Raw genomic sequence first — 1,459 nt, forward strand, 5'->3', positions numbered from 1 at the left:
CTGAACCGAATGTGCGGCACCGATGAGAGCGATGGCCGCCTAGGAGTTATGGCATGCACAAGAAAACCGTCGATACGCTGATCGTCAACGGGGACATCTTCACGGGCGACAGAAGTCAGCCACACTATCGCCCGGGGGCGATTGCCATCAAGGATGGCGTCCTTGTTGGCGTGGGGCGTGAGTCCGAGATACTGTTCGCCTGCGATGCCTCCCGCAAGATCGACGCGGGGGGAGCCCTGGTGCATCCCGGTTTCATTGAAACGCATTTGCATATGACGGGTATGGCCTATCACGGCACTACATTCTCACCACAGCACAGCGAAGCGAAACTACTTCCTCCACAGCACAGCGCAGCGACGAAGCTGACCTACTCCACGCTCAAGGCTGCGACCAACCCGACAGTGACGGCGGCGTATTCTGCAGCGGCGGCCTGTTCGATGTTGCAGCGGGGGTTCACGCTTTTCTTCGAAGCTGGAACGGTGTTCGAGACGGATACCTTTGCCGAAACGATGACCAAATGTGGAATGCGCGCATTGGTTTCGGCGCCTTTCGCCTGGGACGATTTGTCAACATACCAGGAAATCTGGCCACACATGACGCCTGACGCGCTGATCAAGCGCGCTCCGGCCGATGCCAAACGCGTGATTGATCAGTGCAAGCACGAGATTGCCCGAAACAAGGATGAGAACGCACTGGTGCGCGGATATGTCGGTCTCTACGGCGAGGGCACAGCGACAGATGATCTCACGCGGGAAGCAGTGGAGCTGGCCCGAGAGTCAAATGTCACATTTTGGCAGCATCAATCTTTCCTCCCCGAATTCATTCGGGAAGAGAAGAGAAAGCGGGGTGATTCTGGTGCCGTGCGCCTGCACAGGCTAGGTGCGTTGGGACCGAATTCGACGCTCTCGCACATGAACGTTCTTGATGAAGAGGACATCGAACTCATTCTATCGATGAAGCCAGGCCTCTCCTGGTGCCCCAACAATGCACTGGGGTATCGAGCAACGCCGCCGAACAAATGCTGGTTTCCTTATCTTTACAAAAACGGGGTAAGTGTCTCGCTAGGCGTCGACACGATTATGATCCATCCGATCGGAATCGCTGGGCTTCTCAGCCTTTACCTTTCCGCGTCGTTCGGGGAACGACTGAATGACGCAGATCCATTCTATATGCAAACGATCGATGCGGCCAACAATCTGGGCCTCGGCGACAGGCTCGGCAGTCTAACGGTCGGCAAGCGCGCGGACGTGGTGATAAGGGAGGTGCGCGACATCACCCACCTGTCCTGGCGTGATGATACGGGAGTCCTGTTGTCGCTCTCCTCGTCCATGATCCCAGTGGATACCGTCATCATCGACGGTCGGATTGTGATGGAAAAAGGCCGCCTCACCACAATGGATCAGGATGCGATCCTTGCCGAGGCGATGCGCCAGCGCGACCTTTTGGCCGACAGCCTGTC

The 1,459-nt window shown here is 57.1% G+C and carries 1 protein-coding gene; it reads left to right on the forward strand.

Features of this window, described 5'->3' with window-relative positions; translation table 11 throughout:
• Positions 1–53 precede the first annotated feature (53 nt).
• On the forward strand, positions 54–1,459 hold a 1,406-nt coding region (locus AC0L3N_RS33825), incomplete at its 3' end, for an amidohydrolase family protein (protein ID WP_473552016.1).

The sequence above is a fragment of the Mesorhizobium sp. WSM4807 genome, from assembly GCF_055811615.1.